22 protein-coding genes and 1 riboswitch are annotated in these 21,428 nt (G+C 72.6%); of the genes, 9 read left to right on the forward strand and 13 right to left on the reverse strand.

All coding sequences use genetic code 11. The features are described from left to right. Positions 1-16 precede the first annotated feature (16 nt). Positions 17-631, reverse strand: coding sequence for a cysteine hydrolase family protein (locus ACZ6I1_RS22005; RefSeq protein WP_469289619.1), 615 nt, complete (start codon positions 629-631; stop codon positions 17-19). Positions 632-707: 76 nt separating this feature from the next. Between ACZ6I1_RS22005 and ACZ6I1_RS22010 the strand changes: the two genes are divergently transcribed. Further along, complete coding sequence (locus ACZ6I1_RS22010; protein WP_469289621.1) at positions 708-1,181, forward strand: pyridoxamine 5'-phosphate oxidase family protein; 474 nt, start codon at positions 708-710, stop codon at positions 1,179-1,181. A 17-nt stretch (positions 1,182-1,198) separates the two neighbouring features. On the opposite strand, the gene ACZ6I1_RS22015 is transcribed toward ACZ6I1_RS22010, so the two are convergent. Next, positions 1,199-2,104, reverse strand: coding sequence for a LysR substrate-binding domain-containing protein (locus tag ACZ6I1_RS22015; RefSeq protein WP_469289623.1), 906 nt, complete (start codon positions 2,102-2,104; stop codon positions 1,199-1,201). 74 nt (positions 2,105-2,178) lie between these two features. Here ACZ6I1_RS22015 and ACZ6I1_RS22020 point away from each other — a divergent pair, with 74 nt between their 5' ends. Together ACZ6I1_RS22020 and ACZ6I1_RS22025 are read left to right on the forward strand one after the other, a co-directional pair. Continuing rightward, positions 2,179-3,141 (forward strand): DMT family transporter, encoded by a 963-nt coding sequence (locus ACZ6I1_RS22020; RefSeq protein WP_469289624.1) that lies wholly within the window; start codon positions 2,179-2,181, stop codon positions 3,139-3,141. A gap of 47 nt (positions 3,142-3,188) precedes the next feature. Continuing rightward, positions 3,189-3,446 carry a hypothetical protein gene (locus ACZ6I1_RS22025; RefSeq protein ID WP_469289626.1) on the forward strand — a complete coding sequence of 86 codons (258 nt, stop codon included), beginning with the start codon at positions 3,189-3,191 and terminating at the stop codon, positions 3,444-3,446. A gap of 27 nt (positions 3,447-3,473) precedes the next feature. Here the strand turns inward: ACZ6I1_RS22025 and ACZ6I1_RS22030 are convergent, their stop codons facing one another. Beyond that, complete coding sequence (locus ACZ6I1_RS22030; RefSeq protein ID WP_469289627.1) at positions 3,474-4,808, reverse strand: aminotransferase class I/II-fold pyridoxal phosphate-dependent enzyme; 1,335 nt, start codon at positions 4,806-4,808, stop codon at positions 3,474-3,476. Positions 4,809-4,845: 37 nt separating this feature from the next. Here ACZ6I1_RS22030 and ACZ6I1_RS22035 point away from each other — a divergent pair, with 37 nt between their 5' ends. Beyond that, a complete protein-coding gene (locus ACZ6I1_RS22035; protein WP_469289628.1) occupies positions 4,846-5,556 on the forward strand; it encodes a pyridoxamine 5'-phosphate oxidase family protein in 711 nt (236 codons plus the stop codon). On the opposite strand, the gene ACZ6I1_RS22040 is transcribed toward ACZ6I1_RS22035, so the two are convergent. Continuing rightward, positions 5,538-6,548, reverse strand: coding sequence for a DMT family transporter (locus ACZ6I1_RS22040; RefSeq protein ID WP_469289630.1), 1,011 nt, complete (start codon positions 6,546-6,548; stop codon positions 5,538-5,540). The two genes, ACZ6I1_RS22035 and ACZ6I1_RS22040, sit on opposite strands and share 19 nt — an antisense overlap. Positions 6,549-6,730: 182 nt before the next feature. Next, on the reverse strand, positions 6,731-7,699 hold the full coding sequence (locus ACZ6I1_RS22045) for an EamA family transporter (protein WP_469289631.1): 969 nt from the start codon (positions 7,697-7,699) through the stop codon (positions 6,731-6,733). A 172-nt stretch (positions 7,700-7,871) separates the two neighbouring features. Here ACZ6I1_RS22045 and ACZ6I1_RS22050 point away from each other — a divergent pair, with 172 nt between their 5' ends. Then, on the forward strand, positions 7,872-8,300 hold the full coding sequence (locus tag ACZ6I1_RS22050; protein ID WP_469289633.1) for a type II toxin-antitoxin system Rv0910 family toxin: 429 nt from the start codon (positions 7,872-7,874) through the stop codon (positions 8,298-8,300). Between the two features lie 110 nt (positions 8,301-8,410). Here ACZ6I1_RS22050 and ACZ6I1_RS22055 read toward each other — a convergent pair whose 3' ends face one another. After that, the gene (locus tag ACZ6I1_RS22055; protein WP_469289635.1) at positions 8,411-9,028 is read right to left on the reverse strand and encodes a PadR family transcriptional regulator; all 618 of its coding nucleotides are present in this window, start codon (positions 9,026-9,028) and stop codon (positions 8,411-8,413) included. Positions 9,029-9,253: 225 nt separating this feature from the next. Here ACZ6I1_RS22055 and ACZ6I1_RS22060 point away from each other — a divergent pair, with 225 nt between their 5' ends. Beyond that, a complete protein-coding gene (locus ACZ6I1_RS22060) occupies positions 9,254-10,075 on the forward strand; it encodes a PhzF family phenazine biosynthesis protein (protein ID WP_469289637.1) in 822 nt (273 codons plus the stop codon). Between the two features lie 13 nt (positions 10,076-10,088). On the opposite strand, the gene ACZ6I1_RS22065 is transcribed toward ACZ6I1_RS22060, so the two are convergent. Further along, the gene (locus ACZ6I1_RS22065; RefSeq protein ID WP_469289639.1) at positions 10,089-10,910 is read right to left on the reverse strand and encodes a CPBP family intramembrane glutamic endopeptidase; all 822 of its coding nucleotides are present in this window, start codon (positions 10,908-10,910) and stop codon (positions 10,089-10,091) included. 59 nt (positions 10,911-10,969) lie between these two features. Then, complete coding sequence (locus tag ACZ6I1_RS22070; protein ID WP_469289641.1) at positions 10,970-12,493, reverse strand: glutamate-cysteine ligase family protein; 1,524 nt, start codon at positions 12,491-12,493, stop codon at positions 10,970-10,972. Between the two features lie 496 nt (positions 12,494-12,989). On the opposite strand from ACZ6I1_RS22070, the gene ACZ6I1_RS22075 reads away from it, so the two are divergent. Both ACZ6I1_RS22075 and ACZ6I1_RS22080 read left to right on the forward strand, forming a co-directional pair. Further along, positions 12,990-13,610, forward strand: coding sequence for a hypothetical protein (locus tag ACZ6I1_RS22075; protein ID WP_469289643.1), 621 nt, complete (start codon positions 12,990-12,992; stop codon positions 13,608-13,610). Between the two features lie 273 nt (positions 13,611-13,883). Continuing rightward, positions 13,884-14,090, forward strand: a complete 207-nt coding sequence (locus ACZ6I1_RS22080; protein ID WP_469289644.1) for a DUF5999 family protein — start codon at positions 13,884-13,886, stop codon at positions 14,088-14,090. Positions 14,091-14,171: 81 nt separating this feature from the next. On the opposite strand, the gene gcvP is transcribed toward ACZ6I1_RS22080, so the two are convergent. Further along, complete coding sequence (gene gcvP / locus ACZ6I1_RS22085; RefSeq protein ID WP_469289646.1) at positions 14,172-17,057, reverse strand: aminomethyl-transferring glycine dehydrogenase; 2,886 nt, start codon at positions 17,055-17,057, stop codon at positions 14,172-14,174. A gap of 195 nt (positions 17,058-17,252) precedes the next feature. Then, positions 17,253-17,351, reverse strand: a riboswitch (glycine riboswitch). A gap of 112 nt (positions 17,352-17,463) precedes the next feature. Here gcvP and ACZ6I1_RS22090 point away from each other — a divergent pair. Next, positions 17,464-17,829, forward strand: coding sequence for a PRC-barrel domain-containing protein (locus ACZ6I1_RS22090; RefSeq protein ID WP_469289648.1), 366 nt, complete (start codon positions 17,464-17,466; stop codon positions 17,827-17,829). Here ACZ6I1_RS22090 and ACZ6I1_RS22095 read toward each other — a convergent pair. From ACZ6I1_RS22095 to ftsR, 4 genes are all read right to left on the reverse strand, one after another. Further along, the gene (locus ACZ6I1_RS22095) at positions 17,826-19,256 is read right to left on the reverse strand and encodes a DNA polymerase IV (protein ID WP_469289650.1); all 1,431 of its coding nucleotides are present in this window, start codon (positions 19,254-19,256) and stop codon (positions 17,826-17,828) included. The two genes, ACZ6I1_RS22090 and ACZ6I1_RS22095, sit on opposite strands and share 4 nt — an antisense overlap. A 44-nt stretch (positions 19,257-19,300) precedes the next feature. Continuing rightward, positions 19,301-19,939 carry a MerR family transcriptional regulator gene (locus ACZ6I1_RS22100; protein WP_469289652.1) on the reverse strand — a complete coding sequence of 213 codons (639 nt, stop codon included), beginning with the start codon at positions 19,937-19,939 and terminating at the stop codon, positions 19,301-19,303. Positions 19,940-20,128: 189 nt separating this feature from the next. After that, positions 20,129-20,602: a bifunctional nuclease family protein gene (locus ACZ6I1_RS22105; RefSeq protein WP_030009777.1), complete on the reverse strand. Its 474-nt coding sequence runs from the start codon at positions 20,600-20,602 to the stop codon at positions 20,129-20,131. Between the two features lie 51 nt (positions 20,603-20,653). Continuing rightward, positions 20,654-21,427, reverse strand: a complete 774-nt coding sequence (gene ftsR, locus ACZ6I1_RS22110) for a transcriptional regulator FtsR (protein ID WP_469289654.1) — start codon at positions 21,425-21,427, stop codon at positions 20,654-20,656. Position 21,428: the final 1 nt, after the last annotated feature.

Genomic DNA, 21,428 nt, shown 5'->3' on the forward strand with positions numbered 1-21,428 from the left:
GCCCAGGTTACGGGGGTCAGGGCGCGGGAGCCCACTGGTGGAGGAGGGCTTCGGCCGTGGTGATGGTCGCGACCAGCGCGAGGGAGTTGCGGATCACCTCGGCGGTGCAGGAGGCGGGCACTCCGGCGATGGCGTCGGCCGGGACCACGACCTGGTAGCCGAGGTTCACGGCGTCGAAGACGGTGTTGGGAATGGCGATGTTGGAGGAGACCCCGGTGACGACGAGGGTGCGGACGCCGAGGTTGCGCAGCAGGGCGTCCAGGTCGGTACCGGCCATCGGGGACAGCCCGTGCAGGCGGCGGACCACCAGGTCCTGCTCGGCCACGGCGAGGGGGGCGGCGAGCCGTACCGCCGCGGTCCCGGAGATCTGGCGCACGGGCAGTTTCCCGGCGGCGCGGAACAGCCGTGCGTTGGTGTTGGCCCCCCGCCCGTCCGGCCGCCGCTCGGCGACGGCGTGCAGCACCTGCACCCCGGCGCCGCGCGCGGCAGCGGCCAGCGCGGCCACCCGCTCCAGCATTCCGGAGTCCCGGGCCTCCTTCGCGAGCTCGGGCAGCGCGCTCTCCTCGCCGACGACGCCGTTCTGGCACTCGACGGTGAGCAGCGCGGTGGTGGCGGGATCGAGATCCGGCATGGCTCCCCCTGGCGTATCGGCCGACGAGCCCGCATGATTCCTGACACGCAGTCAGTTGTGAAGGGGTGGCGCGACGATGGACGAGACGGGGCCGGGAAGGACACAGCGGCGGGGCCGCCGGATCATGATGACCGACGAGGAGGTGGACGCCTTCCTCCGCGAGCAGCGCACCTGCCGCGTGGCCACGGTCTCCCCGGACGGCCGCCCGCACGTGGGCGCCCTGTGGTTCGCCTGGGACGGCAGCTCCCTGTGGCTCTACTCGATCACCCGCAGCCGGCGCTGGTCCGACCTGCGCAAGGACCCGCGGATGTCGGTGGTCGTGGACTGCGGAGAGGCGTACGACGAACTGCGCGGCGTGGAACTGTCCGGCAGCGCCGTCTTCGTGGGCGAGGCCCCGCGCACCGGCGAGCCCTGCCCGGAGCTGGCGGAGGCCGAGCGGATCTTCCCGGTCAAGAACTTCGGCCTCGAGGAGATGCCGCACGACGGGCGGCACGCCTGGATCCGGCTGACCCCGGAGTCGATCGTCTCCTGGGACTTCCGCAAGCTCTAGGCCGGGCGGGCCGGCTCCTACTGCTGTGGCCGGGCGGCGGCCCCCTTCAGTGCTTCGACGGCGGCGCGGATGGAGGGCCGGCGGTCGGCGTCCGCCCGCCAGACGGCGTACACGTGCCGCCGTACGGAGTCGCAGACCGGCAGCAGCCGCACCCCGGCCGGCACGGGGCCGCGGCCCAGCTTCGGCGCGACGCACACGCCGAGTCCGGCCTCCACGAAGGCCAGCTGGGTGTGGTGCTCCTCGGCGACGTGGGCGATGCGCGGCTCGATTCCGGTGCCGCGGAGGGTGGAGACCAGCCATTCGTGGCAGAACTGGCCCTCGTTCCAGGAGATCCAGTCGTCGTCGGCGAACTCGGCGAGGGAGATCTCCGTACGGCCGGCCAGCCGGTGCCCGGCCGGGACCGCGATGTCGACGGTGTCGTCCAGCAGGTGCGCGCGGGTGAGTTCGGGGGGCACCGGCATCCGCTTGTTGTGCCAGTCGATGGCCAGCGCCAGGTCGAGGTCCCCGCGCACGACGGCGGCCATGCTCTCTTCGGGCTCCTGCTCGCGCACCAGCACCCGCAGGTCGGGGTGGCCGTCGCGCAGGGCGGACAGGGCCTGGGGCAGCAGGCCGCGCATGGCCGTCGGGAAGGCGCCGATGCGCAGCTCGCCGACCGCGCAGCCGCGCTGGGCCTCCACGTCGGCCTGGGCGAGCTCCACCTGGGAGATGATCCGGGCCGCGTGGCCGGCGAGCAGCCGGCCGGCGTCGGTGAGCCGGACCCCGCGCCCGTTCTTGGCGAGCAGGGGCTGGCCGACCTCGCGTTCGAGCTTGGCCATCTGCTGGGAGACCGCGGAGGTGGTGACGTGGAGTCCGTGGGCCGCGCCGCTGACCGAGCCGTGCCGGGCGAGGGCGTCGAGGGTGCGCAGGCGCTCCAGGTTCAACATGTAAGCAATGCTACGCCGTGCTTCCGAGAAACTCTCGCTTGTCCTACGACGTTGATGCGAGCACAGTCGGAGCCATGAGCGCACCCACCACCTCTCGGCCGTCCCTCTCCACGGCCTCCCTCCCCGCCACCCCGGCGACCCGGCGGAGGGGCCTGGCGGACTGGCGCGTCCGCTTCGCGATCCTCTCGGTGGTCTGGGGCTTCAGCTTCCTGCTGATCAAGGTGGGGACGGAGGCGTACGCGCCCTTCCAGGTGGCGCTGGGCCGGGTCCTGTTCGGGGCGCTCGCCCTCGCCGCCGTCCTTCTGGTCCGGCGCGAGCCGCTGCCGCGGGGGCTGCGCACCTGGGGTCACCTCGGCGTGGCGGCGCTGCTGCTCAACACCGCGCCGTTCTCGCTGTTCGCCTACGCGGAGCTGAGCATCCCCTCCGGCCTGGCCGGCATCTGCAACGCCACCTCCCCGCTGTGGGGGATGGCGCTGTCCCTGGTCGCGCTGTCGGAGGACCGCCCGACGCGGCGCCGCGTCGCGGGGCTGGGCCTGGGCTTCCTGGGCGTGCTCACCGTCCTCGGCGCCTGGCAGGGCTTTTCCGGGGTGGACGCCAAGGGCACCGCGTTCGCGCTGCTGGCCTCGCTCTGCTACCCCATCGGCTGGATCTACGTACGCCGCACGCTGGCCGGGACGCCGGGCTCCCCGGTGGCCCTGACCGGCGGCCAGCTGATGCTCTCCACGCTCCAGCTCGCCCTGGTCAGCGCCCTGTTCACCTCGGCCCCGACGTCGTTCCCGATCTGGCCGACCCTGTCGGTGATCGCCCTGGGCGCCCTCGGCACGGGCCTGGCGCTCCAGATGCAGTACGGCCTGGTCTCCGAAATCGGCCCGACCACGGCCCAGATGGTCACGTACTTCATCCCGGTCATCGCCACCACGGCGGGCGTCCTGGTCCTCGGCGAACAGCTCCACTGGAACACCCCGGTCGGCGCCGCCGTCGTCCTGGCCGGCGCCGCCCTCACCCAAACCCGCCCCGGGGCGCGGAAGCCCGCCTAGCGACTGCTACGGTCCGGGCGATCACCACACGTCCCGGGGGGAACCACATGAGCACCGCCATCGTCCTACTGACCCTGGGCCTGGCCTGCACCGTCACCGGCGGCTGGATCGCACTGAACGTGCGGAGTTCGGCCGATTCGCTGGAGCGCTGGGCCGACAGGAACGCCGAGCTGCGCATGCACGCCAGGGGCGACCTCGGCCCGGTGCAGCGTCGCCTGTCAGCCCGCCTCTACCGCCTCCTCGGCACGGTGATCGCTCTGGGCGGATGCGTCTTCGTCCTGGGCGGGCTGCTGGAACTGGCCTGACGCGCCGACGAAGGGGCCGGACCGCTGTCAGACGTACCGGACCCCCGAAGCCCCCGGCCGGACCGCGGCGGCCACGGCGTCGGCCAGGCCGGGGATCTCCTCGACCGCCAGCCGTGACACCGTCAGCCGCACGCCCGGTCCCGACTCGACCCGGAACCGGGCCCCGGCGGTGACCGCCCAGCCCGTGGCCAGCAGGCGCGTCACCACCCCCGTCTCATCGGCCACCGGCACCCACACGTTCATCCCGCTCCGCCCGTGCGCCCGCACCCCCCGCTCGCGCAGCGCCGCGACCAGCGCGTCCCGCCGCTGCCCGTACGAGCGGGCCACCGCCGCCCGGTCCACCGCGCCGGAGGTCCACAGCTCGATCACCGCGTACTGCAGCAGCCGGCTCACCCACCCGGGACCGAGCCGCTGCCGCCCCCGTACCCGGTCGAGCGTCACCGCGTCCCCCGTCAGCACCGCCAGCCGCAGGTCCGGCCCGTACGCCTTCGCCGCCGAACGGACCAGCGCCCAGTGCCGGGTGACCCCGCCCAGCGGATGCACCGGCAGGTCGACGATCGCGTGCCCGTGGTCGTCGTCGATCACGAGCACTCCCGGGTGGCCCGCCAGCAGGGCCCGCAGTTCCGCGGCGCGCTCCGCGCTCACCGCGGCCCCGGTGGGGTTCTGCGCCCGCGAGGTCACGACCAGCGCCCGCGCCCCGGCCTCCAGGGCCCGCGCCACCGCGTCGGTCCGCGGCCCCTCGTCGTCGATCGCCACCGGCACCACCCGCAGCCCGAGCGCCGGGACGAGGTCCAGCACGCTCCCCCAGCCCGGGTCCTCGACCGCGACGCCGTCCCCGGGGCGCAGGTGCGCGGCCAGGACCCGTTCGATCCCGTCGAGCGCACCGGAGGTCAGCGCGACCGGCCCGGCCGGCACCCCGTCCGCGTCGAGGTCGGCGCGGGCCAGCCGGGCCAGTTCCGGGTCGACCGGGTCCTGCCCGTAGAGGGGCGGCGCCTGCGCGTACCGCCGCGCGGCCGCCGCGAGGGCCCCGTCCAGCGCCGGGAGCAGCGACACGTCCGGATTGCCGTCCGTGATGTCCCGCACGCCCGCCGGCACCGCCATCCGCAGCGCGTCCCGCGGCGCGCTCGACGGGCGGGCGCGCACCCGGCTGCCGCGCCGCCCGTCGGTCTCGATGACCCCGCGCTCGCGCAGCGTCCGGTACGCGGCCGCCACGGTGTTGGGGTTCACCCCCAGCTCTGCCGCCAGCTCCCTCATCGGGGGCAGCAGCGTTCCCGGCGCGAGCGCGCCCGCTCCCACGCCCGCTTCGACACTGGCCGCGATATCCGATGCACGCCGCCCGAGGATCCGATACTCTCCTAGCACAAACAACATTATGCACTAGTACAACGGAGTTCGCATCATGACCGCCGCCACGCCCGCCACGGAAGCGCCCGCTTCGTCCGAGCCGGCCACCTCGCCCGACGCGTACGAGCCCACCGACCGCACGGTGCCGACCCGCTCCCGCGACCGGGCGCGCTACGACCGCGAGACGGTGCACTCGATACTCGACCAGGCCTACATCTGCCACCTCGGCTTCGTCCGCGACGGCGCGCCCGTGGTGCTGCCGACGCTCTTCGGCCGGGTCGGCGAGTCGCTCTACATCCACGGCTCCACCGGTTCGCGCCCGCTGCTCGCGGCCGGCAAGGCCGACCCGGGCCTGCCGGTCTGCGTGACCGTGACGCACGTCGACGGGCTGGTGCTGGCCCGGTCGGCCTTCCACCACTCGCTCAACTACCGTTCGGTGGTCGTGCACGGCACGGCCTACCAGGTCACGGACGAGGAGGAGCGCCGGATGGCCCTGGACGCCCTCGTCGACCACGTGGTGCCGGGCCGCTCCGCCGACTCCCGGCCGGCCAACGCGAAGGAGCTCGCCGCCACCGCGGTGATCCGCCTGGACCTGACCGAGGTCTCCGCGAAGCTCCGTACCGGCGGACCGAACGACGACCCCGAGGACCTGGGGCTGCCCTACTGGGCGGGCGTGGTCCCGGTCGCTCCGGCCTACGGGGCGCCGGTCCCGGCGGCCGGCCTGGCCCCCGGGACCGCCATCCCGGACTACCTCGCGGCGCTCTGACGCGACGCTTCGGGGGCATGGACGGGCCGCACCCCCGGCCCGTCCACCGGCCCGTCCACCGGCCTGTCCACCGGCCTGTCCGCAGGCCGCCGCACCTCCGCCGCGATCAGCGCGCCCACGGCCGCGAGCAGCAGTGCGGTGCCCAGCACGGTGGCGCCGGTCAGCCGCTCCCCCAGCAGCAGTACGGCGATCACGGCCGCGCTCACCGGCTCGATCAGCATGATCACGGACACGGTGGCGGCCCGCACCGCTGCGGCCCCGGTGAAGTAGAGCGCGTACGCCAGGGCCGTCGGCACGGTGGCGACGTACACCAGCAGCCACAGCACCCGCCCCAGTTCGGCGGTGTGCGGCAGCAGCCCTTCCGCGGCGGCGAGCGGCAGCAGGCACACCGTGCCCACCGCGACCGACCAGGCGGTGGTCACCAGCGGGTCGCCGCCCGCGCCCCGCCGCCCGAGCCGGCGGGCCCGCAGCGTCATCCCCGCGTACCCGGCGGCCGAGAGCAGTGCCCAGCCGACGCCGAGCGGGCGCACCTCGCCGCCCCCGCTGCCCAGCACCAGGACGCCGAGCCCGGCCAGCGCCCCGGCGACGGCGGCCGCGCCGCCCTTGCCGAGCCGCTCGCCCATCCAGTACCGCGCCCCGAGCGCGATCAGCACGGGACCGGCCCCGAGCGTGACGACGGTGCCGACGGCGAGCCCGGTCTCGCGCACGGCGGCGAAGTAGGCGGCCTGGAACAGGGTGAACAGCAGGCCGGTCACGATCAGCGAGCCGGCCGACGGCCTGACCCGCGCCCGCCCGGGACGCGGCCGGCGTACGGCTAGCACCCCCAGGAGCACCACGAGCCCGCCCGCGCACCGCCAGAACGACAGGGCGAGCGGACCGAGGTCGGAGGCGAGGAAGAGGAGCGATGCGGCCGCCCCGGCGGTGCCCCAGGCGGCTCCGGCGACGACGAGGTACAGCAGACTGCGCCCGGCAACGGGCGAATGGTTCGACACGTGGTTCTCCGCGCATGCGTGAAGGATGAGGACAGCAGGTCATCGCTTCGCGGGCAGCGCTCACCGGCCCGGGAACTCCCCGGGCCGGGGTACTCATGCGAGGAGGTGCCGCCCGCGCTAGGCGGCGGGAGGCGGAAGCACGGTCATGGGCATGGGCGCCACCCTAGTGCAGGTTCACGGCATTACGCGCTCGTCGTCTCGCGGTCCACCACGGCCGGACCGGCCCCGACCGGAGCTGCGGCGGCCGGGGCGGGCCGCGAGGACTGCGCGATGAACGCACCGCCCAGCACCAGCCCACCGCCGACGATCTGCCAGGTGGAGAGGTGCTCGCCGAGCAGGATCCAGGCCAGGACGGTGGCGACGACCGCCTCGAGGAAGGCCACCACGCCCGCGACCTGCGGCGACAGCCTGCGTACGGAGACCACGCCGGTCAGGTACGCGAAGACGGTCGCGATCAGCACCACCCAGGCCAGCAGCACCGGCGCGGGGAGCATCGTGTCGCCCAGGGCGGCCTCACCGGCCAGCACCTGCCAGTCCATCTCCCACGGGCGGGCGATCACCGTCATCACGAGGGCGCCGACGAGCATGCCGTACGCGATCACCCCGAGCGGGTCGGGGGCGTCCTCCCGGTCCGCGCCCTGGTCGGCGAAGACGAAGTAGAAGGCCTGGCACAGGGCCGCGCAGAGGCCGAACAGGACGCCGAGCGCGTCGAGGCGCAGTCCGGCCCAGATCTCGACCACGCAGGCCAGCCCGACGACGGCCACGGCCGCCCCGGCGGCGGCGCCCCGCGTCACGGGCTTGCGCTGTACGAAGCGGATGTAGCCGAGCAGCAGCGCCGGGCCGAGGTATTCCAGCAGCAGGGCCACGCCGACGGGGATGCGGGACAGCGAGGCGAAGTAGAAGGCCTGGACACCGGCGACGGCGACCAGGCCGAAGCCCGCGAGCAGTGCGGGCCTGCGCAGGACGAGGGCACGGTGGCGCCAGGCCAGCGGGGACAGCACGAGCGCTGCCCCGGCCACCCTCAGCCAGACCATGTGGAGGGGGTCCAGACCTGCCTCGATCAGCGGCTTCGCCGCTACTCCGGAACCACCGAACGCAACCGCCGAGACGAGGGCGAGGCCCAGTCCGGCGTACTTCCCTGACGCTTGCATCGGGCCATCATGGCAGGGCCGGTCAGGAGCCTCACGGGGATGACACCTGTTGAGATGCAGACGAGACCTCGACCTGTACACCCCTCCAATATCTGACAGGTCGTCAGTATTGAATGTTCCGCCCGCCGGGGCTACGTTCCGCCGCACGTACCCGACGAGAAGGGGTGGCCGCATGGCCGAAGTCACCGCGGAATCACGCATCGAGGCGTCCGCCGCGAAGCTCTGGGCCCAGCTGACGGACTGGGACGCGTACGGCCAGTGGAGCATGACCCACACCAATTTCCCGAAGGGCGGCCCGGAGACCCTCGCGGTCGGCGCCACCTTCGCCGAGAACATGAAGATGATGGGCTTCCCGGCCGAGGTCGTCTGGACCGTCTCCGAACTGGAGCACGAGCGCGTCTTCGCCATCACCGGCAAGGGCCCGATGGGTGTGGCCGTCCTGACCCGGTACACCCTGGTCCCCGACGGCGGGGCCACGACGGTCCGCATCGACGGCGAGTTCACCGGAGCGGCCGTCTCCCTGATGGCGGGCAAGCTCAAGGACTCGGCCACCGCCGCCCTGAACGAATCGCTGCGGAAGCTGGCCGGCGTGGTCGCCTGAGCCCCCCCCCCGGCCACCCGCCCCCCCACACACAACGACGGCGCGCCCCGCGAGTCAGCCGCGGGGCGCGCCGTCATTGCGCGGGGGGGGCGGCTCAGCGCCCGCCCGGCTCAGTGCTCGTCGGCCAGGATCAGGTAGAGCTTCTTACGGGCGTCGTTGATCACGCCGAGCGCCTTTTCCCGCTGCTCGGGCGAGCCGGTCTTGAAGACCTGCCCGAACGCGTCCACCAGTCCGCCACAGGCCGCCCTGATCTGGTGCATCGCCTCGAAGTCCATGCCGCGCCCGGCGTCCTCCCAAGGGGCGTCCGGACCCGACTCGGCCTCGGTGCGGCCGGCCTCGGTGAGGGTGAACAGCTTCTTGCCGCCCTCGCTCTCGCTGGTGATGAGCCCCTCGTCCTCGAGCAGCTGCAGGGTCGGGTAGACCGAGCCGGGGCTGGGCTTCCAGCCCCCGCTGCGCTCGCCGATCTCCTGGATCATCTCGTAGCCGTGCATGGGCCGGTCGGCGAGCAGCGCCAGGATCGAGGCGCGCACGTCACCGCGCCGGGCCCGGCCCCGCTGCCCCCCGCGTCCGCCGAAGGGCCCGCCGCGGAAGGGCGGCCCGAACGGTCCGAAGGCGGCGCGCCGCCCCATGAACTCCTCCCGGCGGTCGGGGCCGCAGTGGCCGTGGCCCCGACCGTGCTCGAATCCGTGGTCACGCCCGTGCTGTCCGTGCTGTCCGTGCGAACGCATGACTGCACTCCCTTCGCCGTGTCGTGTCGCGCCGTGTCGTGTCGCGCCGTCTCGCGTCGTACCCGTCTGCGCGTCGTATCGGTTGTCCGATATCTCCACTGTCGGTGATCCATCACGATGCGTCAACGATATATCGGCAACTTCTTCAGCGAACCGTCGCGCGCCAGTCCAGTCACCTCGGATTGGCCTTTGGCGGTGATCGAGGAGCCGCCCTACGGTCGGTCCATGCGCATCCGAATCGTCGACGCCTTCACCGACCGCCCCTTCCACGGCAATCCCGCCGGGGTCCTGCTCCTCGACACCGCGTTCCCGCCGGACGCCTGGCTCCAGCAGGTCGCCTCCGAGGTGAACCTCTCCGAGACCGCCTTCGCCCACCCCCTGCCGCCCAGCTCGGTCGCCGACTGGGCGCTGCGCTGGTTCACCCCCGCCGCCGAGGTCGACATGTGCGGGCACGCGACCCTCGCCACGGCGCACGTGCTCGCCACGAGCGGCCTGGCCGACGGACTGGTCCGCTTCACCGCCCGCTGCGGCATCCTCACGGCCGAAACCGCCGCCGACGGGGCCATCACCATGGACTTCCCGACGTCCTCGCTCACCCCGGCCGCGGCTCCCGCGGCCGTGGAGCACGCCCTCGGCGGCGCCCCGATCCTGTCCGTGCACGACACCGCGGCCCACATCGGGGACCTGCTGATCGAGCTCGCCGACGAGAAGACGGTCAGCGAACTGCAGCCGGACCACGCCGCGCTGAGTGCCTTCGCCAAGCGCGGGGTGATCGTCACCGCGCCCGCCGAGGACCCCTCCCGCGGGTACGACTTCGTCTCCCGCGGCTTCTTCCCGGCCTTCGGGGTCGACGAGGACCCGGTCACCGGCAGCGCCCACACCGCGCTCGCCCCCTTCTGGGCCGAGCGCCTGGGCCGCAACGAGCTGACCGGCCTCCAGGGCGGCGCCCGCCGGGGTCTCGTACGGGTGAAGCTGGAGGGCGATCGCACCCTGCTGACCGGCCACGCGGTCACGGTCCTGGACGGGGAACTGCTCACCGCCCCCTGACCGGGCCGGCCGGCTACGGCGTCGGCAGCCAGCCCACCTTGCCCGCGAGCAGCGCGTACCCGCCGAAGGCCACGATGTCGAGCAGAGCGTGCGCGACGATCAAGGGGCCCACCCGGCCCCAGCGCCGGTAGGCCAGGACGAAGACGGCGCCCATCACCACGTTGCCGATGAAGCCGCCGATGCCCTGGTAGAGGTGGTAGGAGCCGCGCAGCAGCGAGCTGGCCAGCAGCGCGGCCATCGGCGACCAGCCGAGCCCGTCCAGCCGCCGCAGGAGGTAGGCCAGCACGATGACCTCCTCCACCACGGAGTTCTGCACCGCGGAGAGGATCAGTACGGGGAACTTCCACCACACGTCGGGCAGGGCCTCCGGCACCACCGTGAGGTTGAACCCGCCCGCCCGCGCCCCCAGGTAGAAGAGCAGCCCGGCGCTGCCGATCCCGGCCGCGACGAGCGCGCCCCGCCCCAGGTCCCCCACCGGCCGGGTGCGGTCGAAGCCCAGCACCCGCAGCCCCGGCGCGCCCTCACGGGTCAACAGGTGCGCCACCAGCAGGACGGGGACCAGTGCGGTCGCGATGCCGAACAGCTGCCAGGCCAGGTCCAGCCAGGGCCGGCCGGGAGCGTACGAGCCGTTGAGCGTGGCGGCCTGGTCCTTGAGCCCGCCCGGCTTGGTGAGCGAGCCGATGAAGCTGATGAGCGCCGAGACCCCGCTCGCCCCCAGCGACAGCGCCAGGACGAGCAGGGTCTCGGTGCGCAGGAGACGCCGCGGCCCGTCCGTGTCCAGCTCCACGACCACCGGCTCCGGCTCCGCCCGCACGCCCGACTCCCGTCCTGCCATTCCGTTGCGACCACCCCATACTGCCTCCTCGGCGGGCGGGCCGGGCGGCACGGGGGGGCTCAGCGTCCGGCGGGCGCTTCCGCGTCCTCCCATCCGACGGGCCAGGTGTGCACGGGGTCGCCCTTGTGCATCAGCTCGCTGTAGCGCCGCGTGGTCGCCGCCAGTGCCGCGTTGCGGTCGAGCCCGGAGGCGAGCGCCCGGTGGTAGGTGTCCACCTGCCAGGTCGCCCCGTTCACCCGCCGTCGGCAGCGCTCCTCGATGATGCCGAGGTAGCGGTCCCGGTCCGCGGGCTCGATGCCCCAGGCGTCCAGGCCGGCCGCGGCCATCGGCAGCAGCTCGTCCAGGACCAGCCGGACGGCGGGCACGCTGGCCAGCCCCCCGGCCCGGCCCCGGCGCGGCCAGCGCAGCCGCGCGTCGATCCCGTACCGGCAGGCCGCGTCGAAGTTGGCCTCCGCCTCGGCGAAGGGCAGCCGGGTCCACACCGGGCGCGGCTCGTCGGCGAGGGTGCGCACCAGCCCGTAGTAGAAGGCGGCGTTGGCGACGACGTCGGCGACCGTGGGCCCGGCCGGCAGCACCCGGTTCTCGACCCTCAGGTGCGGCACCCCGTCGGCGACCCCGTACACGGGCCGGTTCCACCGGTAGACGGTGCCGTTGTGCAGGACCAGCTCCTGGAGCCCGGGCACCCCGCCCTCGGCGAGCACCCGCAGCGGCTCCTCCTCGTCGCAGATGGGCAGCAGGGCGGGGAAGTAGCGGACGTTCTCCGCGAACAGCTCGTACGCCGAGTCCACCCAGCGCTCGCCGAACCAGGTGCGCGGCCGCACGCCTTGCGCCTGGAGCTCGGGCGGCCGGGTGTCGGTGGCCTGGGTGAACAGCGGCGGGCGGGACTCCCGCCACAGCTCGCGCCCGAACAGGAACGGCGAGTTCGCGCCCACGGCTATCTGTGCGGCGACCACCGCCTGAGCCGCGTTCCACACGTCCGCGAACCGCGCCGGGGTCACCTGGAGGTGCAGCTGTACGGAGGTGCAGGCGGCCTCCGGGACGATCGACCCGGTGTTCCACACCAGCCGCTCGACGCCGTCGATGTCGAGGGTGAAGTCCTCTCCGCGCATCATCAGGATCTGCTCGTTCAGCAGCGAGTAGCGGTCGACCGCCGAGAGGTTGGCCGTGACCAGGTCCTCGCGGGTGATCGTCGGGAGAATACCGATCATCACCACCCCGGCCTCGATCTCCGCGGCCTGCCGGTGGGCATATCCCAGACCCGCGCTGAGTTCCTCCGCGAGCTGATCGAATACCCGGCCGCCGAGACGGTGCGGAAGGACGTTCACCTCCAGGTTGAACATTCCGAGTTCGGTCTGGAAATCAGGGCTCGCAATCCGCTCCAGCACCTGGGCATTCACCATTCTCGGCAAGCCGTCGGCGCCCGCGAGATTCAGCTCGATCTCCAGTCCCATCATGTTCTTGGGGCGATCGAACCTCTTCTCCGCCAGAAGTCGCTCCAGTCCCTCCAGGCACTCGTGCAGCTTCCTTCGGTACCGCTGCCGATCGGACAGGTCGAATCCGCCTGCCACGACCTTCTCCCCCATCGAAGCGTCCCTCCCTCGAGCGGGCCTGGCCCGGTGCGCCCAGGCGCGCATGTACGGTCGATGATGCCCCGGCAGCGCGATCCATAACGCGGAGGGGGCGTGCGTGGCGAGGAGCGCACGCCGGTTTGGCCGACAGGCGTTTTGGCACATTCACCTGGCAAGGCGGCTCGTGCACATTCCGCGTCGACTTTGCCCGTTCCGGATAACCGATGCTTTCCAGCCGAGCGCCTTTCCGGTAACCTCCGAGGTCAGGGCGGAATGTTCACGCCCATCCGGCATGAATGCCATGTCAGCGGGACCGGTAAGCGCCTTGTCGGCAATAGGCGGGACAGCTAGCCGAAACACTGCGTGAACACATGTCGTATAAACTCCGCAAACGAGGCAGAGAGTTGGCGCGCGGCCATTGCCCCTCAGCCCCCCTCTGGCCCCAGAATGCGACAGCGCCGTCCGCACCTGCCCCCGTTCCACAGGTCTCCCAAGTGAGAGGCGACCCACCATGCCGCTGCATGTCCCCCCGGCCCCCGCGCCCGCCCTGCGCAGCGTCCTCGCGGCTCTCGGCTCCCCCACCGCCGTCCACGAGGCACACACTCCCGCCCTGCGCGCCCTCCAGGGGCCGGTGACCGCCGAACTCCCCCTTCCGGTCCACGTCCTCGACCGGTTGAACCTCTCGGACCGGGCGTCCGGCGGCAGGCCGCCCCGTACCCGCCTCACCGGCTGGCGCTTCCTCATCCGCAGCGGGGACCGCTACGTCGCGGCCGCCGACACCCGGCTCACCCCGGACGGCTGGGTGTTCTCCCACTTCTTCGAGGGACCCTACGTGGCGGCCACCGAACGGGCCCTGCGCCAGGCCGAGTCGCTCGGCACGGCGTACCAGCCGCGGCTGCTGTCCGTACCCGAGCTGTACATGCTGACCCTGTGGCTGCACGGCGCGGTGGGCGCCGACGCCTCCGCCGGCCTGCCCGCGGCGGAGGACCTGCTGGTCCCGCTCGCCCCGGCCCCGCCCGGCATCGCCGCGTTCCGCCCGCATCCGGTCTCCGAGCTGCTGCCCGTCATGACCCACCGGCTGACCCCCGCGGCGCCGCCGGCCCCGCCCTCGGTGGCCGCGCCGGCGGCCTGAACCCGCCCTTGACCCGATTGACCCATTCGGCCTAGTCCGCTCGGGCCACGTCCGAACCATCCAAAATGACAGGGGAGTTGGCCTGAACCGCCCGCACGAGTGATGCGTCATCAATCTATGAGGACAGCTGCCGGGAAATACCTGCGAAGCGGCTGTCGTGGGGGAAGACTGAGGACACGCTCCCCGCGGGTGCGGGGATGACCCAGGGGGACGGCCATGAACGACGCATCGAGCCGTAGCACGCAGACCACACCGCAGCGAAAGAACGCATCCATGTGCCAGCACCAGCCAGCCTGCCCGTCAGCCGAATCCGCCGACCGGGAGGCCGCGCTCCCGGTGGCCAACCACCCGGAACAGGGCTGGAGCCTGCTGTGCAACGGCGTCCTGCTCTTCGAGGACACCGGTGAGCTGCTGCCGGACGGCCAGATCATCGCCCCGCACCGCCCGCTCGCCGCGGCCCACGTGATGAGGGCCGCCTAGCCGACGCGGCAGCCGACGCGCCGACGACGAAGGGGCCGGCCCGGGAGAACTCCCGGACCGGCCCCTTGCTCATGCGCGAGCTCAGTTGTCGTACTCGTCCAGCGGCGGGCAGGAGCACACCAGGTTCCGGTCGCCGAACGCGCCGTCGATGCGGCGCACCGGCGGCCAGTACTTCTCCGCGGCCGTGACCCCGCCCGGGAAGACGGCCTCGTCACGGGTGTACGGGTGGTTCCACTCGCCGCCCAGCGCCGCCGCGGTGTGCGGGGAGTTGGCCAGCGGGTTGTCGTCCGCCGGCCACTCGCCGGCCGCGACCCGCTCGATCTCGCCGCGGATCGCGATCATCGCGTCGCAGAACCGGTCGATCTCGGCGAGGTCCTCGGACTCCGTCGGCTCGATCATCAGCGTGCCGGCGACCGGGAAGGACATGGTCGGCGCGTGGAAGCCGTAGTCGATCAGGCGCTTGGCGATGTCGTCCACGCTCACGCCCGTCGCCTTCGACAGCGGACGCAGGTCGATGATGCACTCGTGCGCGACCAGGTTGCCCGGGCCGGTGTAGAGCACCGGGTAGTGCGGCTCCAGGCGCTTGGCGATGTAGTTGGCGCCGAGCACCGCCACCTGAGTGGCGCGCTTGAGGCCCTCGCCGCCCATGAGGCGCACGTACGACCAGGAGATCGGCAGGATCCCCGCCGAACCCCACGGAGCCGCCGAGATCGGGCCCACGCCCGTCTCGGGACCGGCGGTCGGCTGGAGCGGGTGGTTCGGCAGGTACGGGGCCAGGTGCGCCCGGACACCGACCGGGCCGACGCCCGGGCCGCCGCCGCCGTGCGGGATGCAGAAGGTCTTGTGCAGGTTCAGGTGCGAGACGTCGCCGCCGAAGTGACCCGGCTTGGCCAGGCCCACCAGGGCGTTGAGGTTGGCACCGTCCACGTAGACCTGGCCGCCGGCCTCGTGTACCTGGGCGCAGATGTCGGCGACGTGCTCCTCGAACACACCGTGCGTCGAGGGGTAGGTGATCATCAGCACGGCGAGCTCGTCGCGGTACTGCTCGATCTTGGCGCGCAGGTCGTCCGCGTCCACCTCGCCGTCGTCGGCGGTCTTGACGACGACGACCTTCATGCCGGCCATCACGGCGCTGGCGGCGTTGGTGCCGTGCGCGGAGGACGGGATGAGGCAGACGGTGCGCTGCTCGTCGCCGTTCGCGCGGTGGTAGGCGCGGACGGCCAGCAGACCGGCGAGCTCACCCTGCGAGCCGGCGTTCGGCTGGATGGAGACCTTGTCGTAGCCGGTGACCTCGCAGAGACGTTCCTCCAGCTCGTTGATGAGCGTGAGGTACCCCTCGGCCTGCTCCACCGGGGCGAACGGGTGCAGCTGGCCGAACTCGGGCCAGGTCACCGGCTCCATCTCGGTGGTCGCGTTGAGCTTCATGGTGCAGGAGCCCAGCGGGATCATGCCGCGGTCCAGCGCGTAGTCCTTGTCCGAGAGCTTGCGCAGGTAGCGCAGCATCGCGGTCTCGGAGCGGTGCTGGTGGAAGACCGGGTGGGTCAGGTAGTCGTCCGAGCGCAGCAGGCCCTCGGGCAGGGTGTCCGCCGTGGTCTCGTCCAGCGCCTCGATGTCCGCGCTGACGCCGAACGCGGCCCAGACGGCCTCGACGTCCGCGCGCAGCGTGGTCTCGTCGCAGGCGACGGAGACGTGGTCGGCGTCGACCCGGTACAGGTTGACCCCGCCCTCGCGGGCGGCGGCGACGACCTCGGCCGCGCGGCCCGGGACCCGGGCCGTGATCGTGTCGAAGTACGCGCCGTGCACGATCTCGACCCCGCCGGCCCGCAGGCCCGCGGCGAGCAGGGCGGCGTAGCGGTGGGTGCGGCGGGCGATCGTCCGCAGGCCGTCCGGACCGTGGTAGACGGCGTACATGGCGGCCATGACGGCGAGCAGCACCTGCGCGGTGCAGATGTTGCTGGTGGCCTTCTCACGGCGGATGTGCTGCTCGCGGGTCTGCAGCGCCAGGCGGTACGCCTTGTTGCCGTCCGCGTCCACGGAGACGCCGACGAGGCGGCCCGGCAGGGAGCGCGCGTGCTTGGCCTGGACGGCCATGTAGCCGGCGTGCGGGCCGCCGAAGCCCATCGGGACGCCGAAGCGCTGCGTGGTGCCGACGGCGATGTCGGCGCCCAGCTCGCCCGGGGAGGTCAGCAGGGTCAGCGCGAGCAGGTCGGCCGAGACGGTGACGATGGCACCGAGCTCGTGCGCCTGGTCGATCAGCGGCTTGATGTCCCGCACGGCACCGGAGGCGCCGGGGTACTGGAGCAGCACGCCGAAGACACCGCGCTCGGCGATCTCGGCCGGAATGCCCTCGCTCAGGTCGGCGACGACGACCTCGACACCGGTCGGCTCGGCGCGGGTCTCGATCACGGCGACGGTCTGCGGCAGGGCGTCCGCGTCGATCAGGAAGACGCCGTCCTTGACCTTGCCCACGCGGCGGGCGAGCGACATGGCCTCGGCGGCCGCGGTGCCCTCGTCGAGCAGCGAGGCACCGGAGGTCGGCAGCCCGGTGAGGTCGGCGACGACGGTCTGGAAGTTCAGCAGCGCCTCGAGGCGGCCCTGCGAGATCTCGGGCTGGTACGGCGTGTAGGCCGTGTACCAGGCGGGGTTCTCCATCACGTTGCGCAGGATCACCGGCGGCGTGAAGGTGCCGTAGTAGCCGAGGCCGATCATCGAGGAGAGGACCTGGTTGCGGTCGGCGAGCGAGCGCAGCTCGGCGAGCACCTCGGCCTCGGTCCGCGCCTCGGGCAGGTTGAGCGCTTCGGCGGTCTTGATGACATCCGGGACCGCGGCGGCGGTCAGTTCGTCCAGGGAGCCGTAGCCCACCTGGGCGAGCATCTTCGCCTGCGCCTCGGCATCCGGGCCGATGTGGCGCTGCTCGAAGGGGATGCCTCGCTCCAGCTGGGAGAGCGGAATGCGGTTGGCGGTCATTACGGAGGCCTCCTGGTCATATGACCTGCGAGGGGCACCACGGCGCGGGCACCCGGACGGCCTCCCCCTCTGTCATCTCAACCTGAGAGTTTCACCGGCCGCCCGAGGGTCGCTCGAGAGAACCGGCTTTCACCGTCGGTGAGGAGGGGAACCGGCACTGCGCGCCCGGTACCCGCCCCTGCTTTCCAGAGTGGCCTCGTCCGTGCGGTACGTATGCCTGAGAGATTCCGGGGAGGATTTGCTCCTTCGGCGCCTCCGTCTCGTTCACTCGGAGGACTCTCCCGCACAGGGTCGACAGCCATCACCCAGCCTACCAGCGAGGATCTGGGCACTCCCCGAGTGGCCTGCTTTCCCAATATGCCCTTCTGTAGTCATTACGGAGGAGTTGCGACCATTTGGAGGGACCGTGCAGACCGACATCGATCCGCGCAGCCTGATCGGCCGCAAGGCGTTCGACCGCAACGGCACCAAGATCGGCACCATCGACGAGGTCTACCTCGACGACGCCACGGGCGTTCCGGAATGGGCAGCGGTCCGGACCGGCCTGTTCAGCCGGGACGCCTTCGTCCCCCTGGAGCCGAGCGAGATGGTCGGCGACACCCTGCGGGTGCCCTTCGACCGCTCCCTGATCAAGGACGCCCCCGACTTCGGCGTCGGCCGCCACCTCTCCCCCGAACAGGAGCTGCAGCTCTACCACCACTACGGCCTGGACGTGACCCTGCCCAGCGAGTTCCACCGCGACTTCGGCAACCTGGCGGGCGACGAGGGCTAGGGGCCGGCAGGCGGCTCCTCCCCCACCAGCGGCAGCGGATCCGACGGCTCCAGCTCGGGGTCGTCCACCCGGAAGGTCCGCACCCGGCCGACCTCCGATCCGGGCTGCTCGAACCGTACGGTCACCCGCCCCACCCCGCTCCCCTGCACCCACCCCGGTCCGTACACCGCGTGCCGTACGTCGCTCCCGGCCGCCCAGCGCCGCTCGGGAGCGGCCTGCGGGCCCCCGGGCCCTCCGGAAGGCTCCGCACCCTCCACACCCTCCAGACCCCCGGTGGCGGCCCCGCCGGCCTCACCGGGCTCGGCGGCCCCCTCCGCCCCAGCGACCCCTCCCGCCTGCCCCTGCGGCTCGGCGGCGAGCGACTGGGCGAACAGGTCCTCCTGCGTGTAGTCCGCCAGCCCGGTCACCCCCACGCCCAGCAGCCGCACCCCGCCCGTGGTGTCCACGCCCTCCAGCAGCCGCGCCGCCGCCTCGCGCACCACCGCCGGGTCGTCCGTGGGCCCCCGCAGGGTCTCTGAGCGCGTGAGCGTCGAGAAGTCGTACCTGCGCACCTTCAGCACGATCGTGCGCCCCGAGTGCCCGGAGCCGCGCAGCCGCTGCACGCACCGGTCCGCCAGCCGCTGCACCTCGGTCCTGATCCGCACCCGGTCGTGCAGGTCCACGTCGAAGGTGTCCTCCACCGACACCGACTTCGCGTCCCGCTCCGCGACCACCGGCCGCTCGTCGATGCCCAGCGCCATCCGGTACAGCCCCACCCCGTGCGAGCGCCCGAGCATCCGCACGAGCTCGTCCTCCCCGGCCTCCGCCAGGTCCCCCACGGTGGTGATCCCGGCCCGGCGCAGGTGCTCACCGGTGGCCGGACCCACCCCGGGCAGCGTCCGCACCGACATCGGCGCGAGGAGCGCGCGCTCGGTCCCCGGCTCGATCAGCAGCAGCCCCGCCGGCTTGGCCTCCTCGGACGCCACCTTGGCGAGCATCTTGGACCCGGCCAGCCCCACCGACCCGCTGAGCCCCGTCGCGGCCCTGATGTCCGCCCGCAGCCGCTCCCCGGTGGCCCGGGCGGTGCGCGAGTCGAAGGCGACCCCGCCCGCCTCCAGGTCCACGAAGGCCTCGTCCAGGCTGAGCGGCTCCACCAGCGGCGACAGCTCCCGCAGCAGGGCCATCACCACGTCGCTGACCTGCCGGTAGAGCGTGAAGCGCGGAATCAGGTAGGCGCCGTTCGGACAGAGCCGCCGCGCCTGCGCCATCGGCATCGCCGAGTGCACCCCGAACCGCCTGGCCTCGTACGAGGCGGTGGCGACGACCCCGCGCGGTCCGAGCCCGCCCACGATGACGGCCTTGCCCCGCAGGCTCGGCTTCGACGCCTGCTCCACGGACGCGTAGAAGGCGTCCATGTCCAGATGCAGGATGGTCGGCGCGGCTCTCACATGCCCGATGCTGCCCTACGGGACTGACATTCGACCGGCCCGGCTCAGCCGGCCCGGTTGCGGCGGGCGGCCAGTTCGTCCGCGGGGTTGTGCCCGACGAGCGTCTCGCCGGTGTCCACCCGCTCCCCGTGCAGCTGCGACAGGGCGCTCTCCACGTCGCGCCACACCACGCCCACGGCGATGCCGAAGACGCCCTGGCCGCCCTGGAGCAGGCTCACGACCTGGTCCGGCGAGGTGCACTCGTACACGGTGGCGCCGTCGCTCATCAGGGTCATCCGCTCGAGGTCCGAGAACCCCCGGTCGCGCAAGTGCTGCACGGCCGTACGGATGTTCTGCAGCGCCACTCCGGTGTCCAGGAAGCGCTTGACGATCTTGAGGACCACCACGTCGCGGAAGCTGTACAGCCGCTGCGTCCCCGAACCGTAGGCGGGGCGCACGCTCGGCTCCACCAGCCCCGTCCGCGCCCAGTAGTCGAGCTGCCGGTAGGTGATGCCGGCCGCGGCGCAGGCCGTCGGCCCGCGGTAGCCGATCTGCTCGGGCGCCGGGTCGCCGCTCACCGGTCCGACCGGCGTCGACTCCGGCTGACGGCGCGCGGGACCGACCGCACCGCCGTGCAGCGGGTACGGTCCACCGTCACTCCGTGCGGGGATGCCCCCGGTCGTACCGTCGCCCGTGATCCTCACGCCGACCCTCCGTCCTTGACCTGCCACCTTGAAGGTAGGCAGTCACCCGGGGTGCGTCAACGATCGCCACACTCGGCACGCCGAGTGATAATCACCCTGAGAGTGGTTTCCCGTATCCCTTTGCGGGGAAAGGCTACTCGAATGGGCTGACAGTTCCCGGTGGACGACGCGGCCGACGCGGCCGGCGCCTCACTGCGGGCCGGTACCGAAGTCCTCGGGCGAGATCTGGTCGAGGAACTCGCGGAACTTCTCCACCTCGTCCTCCTGCTCGTCCGGAATCGCGATCCCGGCGTCGTCGAGCACACCGTCACTGCCGTAGATCGGCGTCCCGGTGCGCAGGGCCAGCGCTATGGCGTCGGACGGCCGCGCGCTCACCTCGACCCCGCTGGCGAAGACGAGCTCCGCGTAGAACACGCCCTCCCGCAGATCCGTGATCCGGACCTCGGTGAGCTCCTCGCCGATCGCCTCCAGCACGTCCTTGAACAGGTCGTGCGTCAGCGGTCGGGCAGGCGCCATTCCCTGCTGCGCGAAGGCAATGGCGGTCGCCTCCCCAGGACCGATCCAGATGGGGAGGTACCGGTCGCCTCCCACTTCACGCAGGAGCACGATCGGTTGGTTGGAGGGCATTTCCACCCGGACACCCACAACGTCGAGCTCGTTCACACAGCAACCCTAGGACCTGCCCGGCAGGTTTGGGTAGTCGGGGCCCCTCTCTCACGGCAGCCGGACCCCGAGGGCGGTCTGTACCAAGGCCTCGTGGAGCCGTACGGAGAGCCCTGCGAGCTCCTTCATCGTGGCTTCCGCATGCGCCCTGGTCTGGGGGTTGCGGTGCCGCCGCAGGGGCGCCACGACCTGCTCCACCAGGCCGGCCTCCCGGTCCGCGGCGGCCTTCATCGCCCGCAGGTGCCGCGGCTCCAGCCCGAACCGCCCCAGGTCCGCCACCAGCCGGGCCACCGTGACCGCCTCGGCGTCGAATCCGCCGCCCGGCGCCTCGGCGAGCAGCCCGTAGGACTCCCACTCGACCAGCTGCGCCTCGTCCACTCCGGCGGCCTCGATCAGCTCGGCACGGCCCACCCGGGCCACGGTGGGCCGCTCGCGGCCCACCTCCCCGTAGACGGCCGCGGGGCCCGCGGGATCGACGGACTCCCCGTGCGGCGTGGGCGCCGGGATGCGGATCTGCTCACCGCGGGCCAGGGCGTCGAGCTGCTCGCGGATGACTTTCAGCGGCAGGTAGTGATCCCGCTGGAGACGCAGGATGTGCGCGAGGCGCTCGACGTCCTCGGTGCTGAACTTGCGGTATCCGGACGGAGTGCGCCGGGGCTCGACGAGCCCCTCCGCCTCCAGGAAACGGATCTTCGAGATCGTGACGTCGGGGAACTCGTCACGCAGCGTGGTGAGCACCGTGCCGATGCTCACCAGCCGCCCGGCCGATCCGGCGGCGCCGGCGATGCCGTTCTTCGGGGCACCACCAGTAGGGGTACGCAGCATG

The sequence above is a fragment of the Streptomyces sp. NPDC046303 genome, from assembly GCF_055588085.1.

What these genes read in the sequence shown, in the direction of transcription:
- gcvP (WP_469289646.1), bottom strand. Translation starts at nt 17,057, where the DNA reads ATGACCGCCAACCGCATTCCGCTCTCCCAGCTGGAGCGAGGCATCCCC.
- ACZ6I1_RS22050 (WP_469289633.1), top strand. Translation starts at nt 7,872, where the DNA reads ATGGCCGAAGTCACCGCGGAATCACGCATCGAGGCGTCCGCCGCGAAG.
- ACZ6I1_RS22025 (WP_469289626.1), top strand. Translation starts at nt 3,189, where the DNA reads ATGAGCACCGCCATCGTCCTACTGACCCTGGGCCTGGCCTGCACCGTC.
- ACZ6I1_RS22035 (WP_469289628.1), top strand. Translation starts at nt 4,846, where the DNA reads ATGACCGCCGCCACGCCCGCCACGGAAGCGCCCGCTTCGTCCGAGCCG.
- ACZ6I1_RS22020 (WP_469289624.1), top strand. Translation starts at nt 2,179, where the DNA reads ATGAGCGCACCCACCACCTCTCGGCCGTCCCTCTCCACGGCCTCCCTC.
- ACZ6I1_RS22065 (WP_469289639.1), bottom strand. Translation starts at nt 10,910, where the DNA reads ATGGCAGGACGGGAGTCGGGCGTGCGGGCGGAGCCGGAGCCGGTGGTC.
- ACZ6I1_RS22055 (WP_469289635.1), bottom strand. Translation starts at nt 9,028, where the DNA reads ATGCGTTCGCACGGACAGCACGGACAGCACGGGCGTGACCACGGATTC.
- ACZ6I1_RS22075 (WP_469289643.1), top strand. Translation starts at nt 12,990, where the DNA reads ATGCCGCTGCATGTCCCCCCGGCCCCCGCGCCCGCCCTGCGCAGCGTC.
- ACZ6I1_RS22010 (WP_469289621.1), top strand. Translation starts at nt 708, where the DNA reads ATGGACGAGACGGGGCCGGGAAGGACACAGCGGCGGGGCCGCCGGATC.
- ACZ6I1_RS22045 (WP_469289631.1), bottom strand. Translation starts at nt 7,699, where the DNA reads ATGCAAGCGTCAGGGAAGTACGCCGGACTGGGCCTCGCCCTCGTCTCG.
- ACZ6I1_RS22080 (WP_469289644.1), top strand. Translation starts at nt 13,884, where the DNA reads ATGTGCCAGCACCAGCCAGCCTGCCCGTCAGCCGAATCCGCCGACCGG.
- ftsR (WP_469289654.1), bottom strand. Translation starts at nt 21,427, where the DNA reads ATGCTGCGTACCCCTACTGGTGGTGCCCCGAAGAACGGCATCGCCGGC.
- ACZ6I1_RS22070 (WP_469289641.1), bottom strand. Translation starts at nt 12,493, where the DNA reads ATGGGGGAGAAGGTCGTGGCAGGCGGATTCGACCTGTCCGATCGGCAG.
- ACZ6I1_RS22005 (WP_469289619.1), bottom strand. Translation starts at nt 631, where the DNA reads ATGCCGGATCTCGATCCCGCCACCACCGCGCTGCTCACCGTCGAGTGC.
- ACZ6I1_RS22060 (WP_469289637.1), top strand. Translation starts at nt 9,254, where the DNA reads ATGCGCATCCGAATCGTCGACGCCTTCACCGACCGCCCCTTCCACGGC.
- ACZ6I1_RS22015 (WP_469289623.1), bottom strand. Translation starts at nt 2,104, where the DNA reads ATGTTGAACCTGGAGCGCCTGCGCACCCTCGACGCCCTCGCCCGGCAC.